Source organism: Bacteroidota bacterium (assembly GCA_034723125.1).
GTDB lineage: Bacteria > Bacteroidota > Bacteroidia > CAILMK01 > JAAYUY01 > JAYEOP01.
Window position 1 is genome coordinate 1 of the sequence record JAYEOP010000525.1, and the last position, 7,832, is coordinate 7,832.

Genomic DNA, 7,832 nt, shown 5'->3' on the forward strand with positions numbered 1-7,832 from the left:
CGACCGCGACAATCTCGGGCTTTTTAGCAGAGGTAGTAAAAAAAGCATCCTACTTTTATTCATCAGATTGCCACAGTCGTTCCTCCTTCGCAATGACGGTATCTTGGAGCTTTCGAATAAAGAAGTCCGCAGTCTCCAGTCTGTGCTTGCCTGAATAGGGTTGACTTTTTTTTTGTTATTTTTTTTCTCTGCGTTTCTGCGACTCTGCGTTTAAACAAATAACTTGCTATTTTTTCCCAACTTTCTATGACGATTTAGCAAAAACAATTTGTTATTTAACACTAATAGCTATTTTTAATTAATAATAAATATCGTAACTTTGCACTCTGAATTTTTATGACAATTATATTTTTTCTATATTGGATTGCAATGTTTTACAAATATTTTTTTCATAAAAAACAATTTTTAATTGCAATTATCCAAATATTATGAAATATCAAAAAGATGCACTCGAAAAATTTCCTTTGCAAATTGATTATGTTTTAAATAGTTATGTTAGGCATAATCTTAATAAGGAGGATTATAAAAACATTGTTTTATGTGGCTTAGGCGGCTCAGGTATCGCAGGCAGAATTGTAAAAAGTTTTTTTCAAAAGATTTCTTCTATTCCAATTGAAGTTATTTCCGATTATAATTTACCTAATTACGTAAATGATGAATCACTTGTGATTTTAAATTCATATTCGGGAAACACTGAGGAAACATTAGCAATGTACATGGATGCTCTTGAGAAGCAATCAAAATTAGTTGTAATTACAACAGGTGGCATTATTGGAGACCTTGCAAATGAAACAAATATTCAAACCTATTTTGCTGAAAAAGGATTTCAGCCACGCATGGCTTTGGGCTATTCTCTAACAACTCTTATTCTAATTTTCTCCGAGCTTTTCAATTTAAACTTGAGGAACAATCTAAAAAGTCTTGTTTCTAACCTAAAAAATACTGACAATTATCTTGACAAAGCTTTGGAAATTTTTCTCAATATTAATAAAACCGTTAATAAAAAATTCGTAATTATTTGTGATCCGCCATCAATTCCTATAGGTACTCGCTTTATGCAACAAATTCAAGAAAACACTAAAGGTGAAGCATTTGTACATGAATTACCTGAGGCTAATCACAATGTAATTGAATCTTACTACAGTAAATTAGATTCAGTATTTATTTTTATTGACAGTAAGCAAGAAGTACGAATTTCAAATAGATTTGAATTTCTAATAAAACTTTTAAAAGATAATAAACAGATAATTCATGAAATTGATTTTGGTGGATATTCACTAAAAGAAATTTATGAAATAATTTATACACTTGACTGGCTAAGTCTATTAATTTCTGATGCCAAAGCTGTTAAATCCGATGAAATAGGAAATATCAATAATTTAAAATCATTTTTAAAAAACAAATAAAAAAATATACTTATGCTCTTTGATTTGAATATTATAAAAAAAACTTATGCTCAGTTTCCTAAGAAAGTAAAACAAGCAAAAAAATTATTAAACAAACCATTAACTCTAACGGAAAAGATTCTTTATACACATTTACATTCTAATTTTCCACCTACTCCTTTTGAAAGAGGAAAAGATTATGTAAATTTTTCCCCTGACCGTGTAGCCATGCAAGATGCAACGGCACAAATGGCATTATTGCAATTTATGATGGCAGGTAAAGAAAAAGTTGCTGTTCCTTCTACAGTTCATTGCGACCACTTGATACAAGCAAAAGTAGGAGCTAAAGAAGACCTAGATATAGCAATTGACCAAAATTCAGAAGTTTATGATTTTTTATCCTCAGTTTCCAATAAATACGGAATAGGTTTTTGGAAACCCGGTGCAGGAATAATACATCAGGTAGTTTTAGAAAATTATGCATTTCCGGGAGGTATGATGATAGGAACAGATTCACATACAGTAAATGCAGGTGGACTTGGAATGCTTGCCGTTGGTGTTGGTGGTGCTGATGCTGTTGATGTTATGGCAGGAATGCCATGGGAACTTAAAATGCCAAAACAAATTGGAATAAAACTAAGAGGAAAATTAAACGGTTGGGTTTCGGCAAAAGATATAATTTTAAAAGTAGCAGGATTACTAACGGTAAAAGGTGGAACCGGTGCTATTGTTGAATATTTTGGAGAAGGTGCTAAAAGTATTTCATGCACAGGAAAAGCAACAATTTGTAACATGGGTGCCGAAATTGGTGCCACAACATCTACTTTTGGATATGATGAAAGGATGTCTTCTTACCTAAAACAAACAGGTAGAAAAGAAGTAGCATTAGAAGCTGACCAAATAAAAGATCATCTTACAGGAGATGCTGAAGTATATCAAAATCCTGAAAAATATTTTGATGAGGTTTTTGAAATTAACTTATCAACACTGGAGCCTCACATTAACGGACCTTTTACTCCTGATAATGCAATACCAATTTCAAAATTTGCTTCAGAAGTAAAGAAAAATAATTGGCCTAAAAAGATGGATGTTGGTTTGATTGGATCATGTACAAATTCATCTTACGAAGATATTTCAAGGTCGGCATCGTTGGCAAAGCAAGCCATTGACAAAGACCTGAAAGTAAAAGCCGAATTTACAATAACTCCCGGCTCCGAACAAGTAAGACACACAATTGAAAGAGACGGGTTTATAGATATTTTTAAACAAATTGGAGGAAAGGTACTTGCAAATGCTTGCGGACCTTGTATTGGTCAATGGGACAGAAAGGGTGCAGATAAAAAAGAAAAAAATTCAATTATTACCTCCTTTAACAGAAACTTTGCAAAAAGAAATGACGGTAATCCAAATACTCACAGTTTTGTTGCTTCACCCGAGCTTGTTACAGCAATGGCTATTGCCGGTAATATGACATTCAATCCTTTGATTGATATGCTTACAACAACAAAAGGAAAGTTAGTAAAATTAGAAGAACCCACAGGAGAAGAATTACCTCCAAATGGCTTTTCTGTTGAAGATGCCGGATTCCAAGCTCCTGCAAAAGACGGTAACGAAATTGAAATAAATGTTAACCCTGATTCTAAAAGATTACAACTTCTTACTCCATTTTCAAAATGGGATAGTAAAGATATTAAAGATTTGAAGGTGCTTATAAAAGCAAGAGGAAAATGTACAACCGACCATATTTCAATGGCAGGACCATGGCTTAAGTATCGTGGGCATCTTGATAATATTTCTGACAACTTGCTTACAGGAGCAATGAATGATTTTAACGGAGAAATTGACTCAATAAAAAACCAACTTACAGGAGAATATGGCTCTGTACCTCAAGTTCAAAGACATTACAAAAAAGAAGGCATTTCTTCAATTGTCGTAGGTGATGAAAACTATGGTGAAGGCTCATCAAGAGAACACGCAGCCATGGAACCAAGGCATCTTGGAATAAAAGCTGTTTTAGTAAAATCATTTGCACGTATTCATGAAACAAACCTCAAAAAGCAGGGAATGCTTGCTATTACATTTGATAATCCTAATGATTATGACAAAATAATGGAGGAAGATGTTGTGGATATTATTGGAGTAGAAAATTTAAAACCCGAAAATCAACTAACAATTAAACTAACTCATAAAGATGGACAAACAGAAGAATTCAAAGTAAATCATACTTATGGGGAAACGCAAATAGAATGGTTTAAAGCAGGAAGTGCATTGAATCTTATCAGAAAAATGAATGCATAATTTTGCTCTAAAGCAACAGAAACTAATACTAAACCACCATCAATTTAATTAAAAAAATCTAGTATTATGCCGATGGATTAGCATGTTAAGAAAATTTATTTTCTGTTACATGATAACCTTTCGGTATAAAAGCAATGATTTTTAAAAAACCTCTTGATTATCAAATCAAGAGGTTTTTTTGTTATTCATTATAAAAATTCCTTATCCTAAAAAAAATAGTAAGTAGAAAATAATACTCTTAGATTAGAAACATTATAAGTATTTTGAGGAATGGCAAATTTATCATAAGTGTTATCTCCATATTCAGCCATAGTATATTCCAATTCTGTTGCAAAACGAAATTTACCTGAGTTAAAAATAACTCTTGGAGAAATTCTCATAACACTTTTAATACTATTTGCAAGTCCTTGATAACCGCCAAGAACTTCATTAGAAGTTCCCATATTCATATTATATCCGGCAAATAATCCTGCCTGAATTTTTTTACCATTGCTATGAACATCAAGCCAAAAAGCTACATTATTGATTGCTTCCCATTCTACTTCTCCTGTTGTAAAATTAAGAGTATCTTTAATGGCATAACCGCCAAACAAAAGCATATTAGCCATGTTTCCACCATAAACACCTTCAATTTTTAGAGTTACAGCTTTTGTGTTTAACCTAAAATACACATTGGAATTAATGCTTCTTAGTAATTGATTTGTTTTGTAACCTAAGCCTGTAACAGTTTGAGGTTGAATAGTAAGAGTTCCACCACCAAATCCAGCTACAAAACCTGTCCCATCTTCTTTCTTTTTTGAATATCTAAAACCAACAAATTCAGAAGGCATTCCACTATTTCTTATATAAGAACTATTTGTTCCTGCAGGACCTCTAGATGTAAAGTCTCTTTCAGAATATGCTACTGCGTACATTTGCAAATCTCCAAATTTATAAGTAAATCTGATTTGAGGATTTCGTGCAAAAGGTTGAATACCTGCTCCTGTATTAAAAGAGACCACTCCCGGAAAACAACTTGTTTCAAACAATGGGTGCCAATATTGTCCTGTTAATAGTTCTGCGTTTTCCCAATTAAGTTTTACAAATGCATGTCTTAGCCTAAAACCATTAATATCTGCATTGCTATGACCGAAAAAAGCACCTTCAATTACGCCTGAGGTTTTTGCACCAAAAGCATCAGGTCCTGTAATTTTTCCTGTTAACCTTGTTTGAATTGATAGAAAGTTAAAACTTGCATTGTCATTTAAATCAACTCCATTTATATCAAGTTTTTTAGCTGTGGGCCACAATAAAAAATGTCCTTCACGTGCATTAACGGTTTGTCGTGTATCATAAAAAAAATCATTTTTTACAAAACCCGATACGGAAATACCATATTTTTTTTCTTCTTTTTTGTCTTGTGATGAAGCAATAATAGGAATCATCATAATTGTTAGAAGTAAATAAATTATTGTTTTCATATTTTTTAATTTAATTAAACATCTATATTATATTACTATTTAAAAAAGCAAAATACCCTGAAATAATCAGGGTATTTACTTTTTGATTTTAATTCATTTTATGCTACTTTTTCAGATAGTTTTTCGTTATCCTTTTGAGTTGCAAGTGAAACAAATACTAATGTAAGCAATGCTGCTGTAAATGAAATAATTGCCGGTGCATCAAGACCGTGTAATCCTTCTGTACCAAAAAATTGTTTACTAATAGATGGTCCTGTAATAATTATACCCAAAGCGGTAACAATCCCAACAATTATTGATGAAGCAATTCCTTTGGCTGTTGTTTTCTTCCAGAACAAAAGCATCAGTATTGCGGGCAAGTTTGCCGATGCTGCCACTGCAAAAGCCCATCCTACAAGGAAAGAAACATTCATTCCACGGAATATGATTCCAAGGACAATTGCAACACAACCAACCGAAAATGCAGCAATTTTACCAGCCCGTACTTTTGCTTTATCTGATAGTTTTTTACCCATATAACGGTCAATAAGGTCATGTGCAATAGCACCAGAAGATGCTACTATCAAACCACTAACAGTACCAAGAATGGTCGCAAATGCAATAGCCGATATAATAGCAAACAAACCGACCCCAAATGCCTTTGCCAACAATGGTCCTGACATATTTCCATCATCCATATTTAAAACACCATTTGTTGCAGCACCAAGTCCCATAAATAATGTCAATATATAGAAGAATCCAATGGCAGTAATAGCCAAAATTGTAGATTTTCTAGCAGCTTTTTGACTAGGCACAGTATAGTAACGAATTAGAATATGCGGTAATGATGCTGTACCTAAAAATAATGCAAGCATTAAAGAGATGAAGTTTAATTTTGATAGCCAAGTAGCACCCTTCCCAATATTAAATTTAAGTCCTGGAATCAACATTTCTTTACCTGGAGTAATTACTTGATGAAAAATAGTTATGTGATTTGTCCCATCCACAATTTTAACCTTTAAAAATCGTACTAACTCACTTGAATTAATAACACTTAAAAACTGAAGAGGACGTAATCTTCCAGTTGATCCAACTTCTTCTCCATCCATTATGATTTTATTCATGTGCCCTACCTGGAAAAACTTACCTTTTTCTTTTATTTCTCCATTAAAAAGTTTTTCTCCCTCTTTTGGTTGTGTTATAGAGAGAGCCTCTAAATATTTTCCATCTCTTTTTGTAAACCAACGAAATACTCCGTCTTTTTCCATTTTGGCAAATACTATTCCACCCGATTCTATTGTTGATATTTTGGTAAAACCCTGCATATCATTATCAGCAAGAGTAATAAATTCATGATATTTTTGATCTGCATGATCAGGGGTTGTTGTTAATCCATTTTTGAAAATATAAAAAGCTAAAATCGTTGAAAAGATTATTAATAATCCACCTTTAATAAACTGAACATAAGTTGTTGATGTCATACCGGCTGTTGCTACAATAAAAATTACAATAGCACCTACAATTACAACACCTACCCAGTGAGGTAATCCTAACAAGGGTTCAACCAATGTACCTGCTCCTACCATTTGAGGAATGAGGTAAAACATTGATACAATTAATGTACTGATTGCTGCTGTAAGCTTAATCGCTTTTGAATTAAATTTTGAATCCAAAGCATCGGTAAAAGTAAATTTACCCAAACGCTTCATTGGCTCAGCAACTAAGAAAAGAGCTACAACCCATCCTGCAAGATAACCGATTGAATATAAAAACCCATCATATCCTACAAATGCAATCATCCCACAAATACCAAGAAATGAAGCCGCTGATAAATAATCACCGGCAAAGGCAACTCCATTTACCCCCCAGTGGATAGTTCCACCAGCAGCAAAATAACTACTGGATGTTTTTGTTTTTGAACCAAAGTAAAAGGACAATCCTAGTACAAATAATACAAAAATTACAAATAGAACAATTGCTAATATTGAAAATTCATATATCATAATTTATTCCTCCTTATTTAATTCGTTTTCATATTTAGTACAAAGCCAATTGTAAATCAGCCCAAGAACAATTGCGAAAACAATTAATCCGAAACCATAAATAACCGCAAGGTTTTGATTTCCGAAAACAGGTTTTCCCAGTGCTTCATAATTAGTAACTCCAATTGCTACAAAAATTCCATACACAATTGTGTATAAAATAAAAAACAAGACTCCTAGCCTTGATTTTTTTCCCGATGCATGATCTACACCGAGTTCTACTGCTGGTCCATGATCCATAAAATAATTTTTTTTAGTTTACATAAAATATTTAATATCATTTCAAGTCCTGTTATTATATTAACAACACATTACTATAAAAATAAGTAATTATTGCTTTACAACACAAAAAATAAGCTGGCAATATATATTAAATATTTAGTAATTTATGTTTTTTTATATTTTTTTTTAATATTTATAATTGAACTTATTCTAAAAAGTTAAAAAATATTAATCAAATAAAATTACCATGAAAAAACAACAAGCACAAGCAATGCAGTTGTTTTTTTTAATTAGCTAAGAAAAATATGGATTATATAACAATATCCTTACTCATATTTCAAAAGAAATTTGGGATTAATCGCTTTAAAGGAAACACGTCCGCTAATATCACGTTTTTCGTCTAAGGTTCTTAATACTATGCCTTCTCTTTGAATATTATTTAGTAA

5 protein-coding genes are annotated in these 7,832 nt (G+C 32.2%); 2 read left to right on the forward strand and 3 right to left on the reverse strand.

Translation table 11 applies throughout. From position 1 onward, the window contains the following. The first annotated feature begins 428 nt into the window (after positions 1 to 428). Positions 429 to 1,406 carry an SIS domain-containing protein gene (locus tag U9R42_13560; protein ID MEA3497048.1) on the forward strand — a complete coding sequence of 326 codons (978 nt, stop codon included), beginning with the start codon at positions 429 to 431 and terminating at the stop codon, positions 1,404 to 1,406. A gap of 12 nt (positions 1,407 to 1,418) precedes the next feature. Continuing rightward, positions 1,419 to 3,683 (forward strand): aconitate hydratase, encoded by a 2,265-nt coding sequence (locus U9R42_13565; GenBank protein MEA3497049.1) that lies wholly within the window; start codon positions 1,419 to 1,421, stop codon positions 3,681 to 3,683. 206 nt (positions 3,684 to 3,889) lie between these two features. Here the strand turns inward: U9R42_13565 and U9R42_13570 are convergent, their stop codons facing one another. The 3 genes from U9R42_13570 to U9R42_13580 all read right to left on the reverse strand — a co-directional run bounded on the left by U9R42_13570 (position 3,890) and on the right by U9R42_13580 (position 7,404). After that, the gene (locus U9R42_13570; GenBank protein MEA3497050.1) at positions 3,890 to 5,143 is read right to left on the reverse strand and encodes a hypothetical protein; all 1,254 of its coding nucleotides are present in this window, start codon (positions 5,141 to 5,143) and stop codon (positions 3,890 to 3,892) included. Between the two features lie 98 nt (positions 5,144 to 5,241). Continuing rightward, positions 5,242 to 7,125, reverse strand: coding sequence for a cation acetate symporter (locus tag U9R42_13575; GenBank protein ID MEA3497051.1), 1,884 nt, complete (start codon positions 7,123 to 7,125; stop codon positions 5,242 to 5,244). Positions 7,126 to 7,128: 3 nt separating this feature from the next. Further along, positions 7,129 to 7,404 carry a DUF485 domain-containing protein gene (locus U9R42_13580; protein ID MEA3497052.1) on the reverse strand — a complete coding sequence of 92 codons (276 nt, stop codon included), beginning with the start codon at positions 7,402 to 7,404 and terminating at the stop codon, positions 7,129 to 7,131. Positions 7,405 to 7,832 lie beyond the last annotated feature (428 nt).

Coding starts and splice junctions, on each gene's coding strand:
- U9R42_13575 (MEA3497051.1), bottom strand. CDS start 7,125: ATGATATATGAATTTTCAATATTAGCAATTGTTCTATTTGTAATTTTT.
- U9R42_13570 (MEA3497050.1), bottom strand. CDS start 5,143: ATGAAAACAATAATTTATTTACTTCTAACAATTATGATGATTCCTATT.
- U9R42_13580 (MEA3497052.1), bottom strand. CDS start 7,404: ATGGATCATGGACCAGCAGTAGAACTCGGTGTAGATCATGCATCGGGA.
- U9R42_13565 (MEA3497049.1), top strand. CDS start 1,419: ATGCTCTTTGATTTGAATATTATAAAAAAAACTTATGCTCAGTTTCCT.
- U9R42_13560 (MEA3497048.1), top strand. CDS start 429: ATGAAATATCAAAAAGATGCACTCGAAAAATTTCCTTTGCAAATTGAT.